Source organism: Streptomyces carpinensis, from assembly GCF_002154505.1.
GTDB lineage: Bacteria > Actinomycetota > Actinomycetes > Streptomycetales > Streptomycetaceae > Streptomyces > Streptomyces carpinensis.
The window spans coordinates 1,281-1,857 of the sequence record NZ_MUBM01000483.1 but is presented as its reverse complement, the minus strand read 5'-3'; the positions used below and the strand labels follow the sequence as shown (position 1 = coordinate 1,857).

Sequence of the window (577 nt, the reverse complement as noted above, 5' to 3'; positions counted from 1 at the left end):
GGCTTGCGAGATAGGCGACGGCGGCGGCCACCTCGGACGGCGCGACCATTCGGCCCGTGGCCTGGCGCGCGTCGAGTGCGGCCTTCTCCTGCTCCGGGACGGGAAACTTCTGAAGCATCCGGTCCACGAAACCCGTGTGCACCGTGCCGGGGCTCACGCAGTTCACCCGGATCCCCTCACCGACGTGGTCGGTGGCCATCGCATAGGTGAGAGCCAGGACAGCCCCCTTGGACGCACTGTAGAGGGCGCGCTGGGGCAGTCCGTTGAGCGCCGCGATCGAGGCAACGTTGACGATCACCGCGTGGGCGGACGCGCGGAGCAGCGGCAGCGCGGCGGCCGAGACGCGGGCCATGCCGGTGACGTTGACGTCCAAGACACGCGCCCACTCCTCGTCGCCGTTCTCCTCGACGGTGCCGACGGCGCTGATGCCGGCGTTGTTGACAAGGACGTCCAGGCCGCCGAAGGCCGAGGCAACGTCCTGGACGGCCCGTCCCACCGATGCCCGGTCGGTGACATCGCAGGTGATGCCCGCCAGATAGTCGGGTGCCGAGGTTGTGTCGAGATCGAGGACGGCGAC

Annotated in this window: 1 protein-coding gene; it reads right to left on the bottom strand. The window is 69.7% G+C overall.

Annotated features, from left to right (window positions below; translation table 11 throughout):
* A partial coding sequence (locus tag BZY54_RS44140) for an SDR family NAD(P)-dependent oxidoreductase (protein ID WP_086730992.1) occupies positions 1–577 on the bottom strand: 577 nt, incomplete at both ends.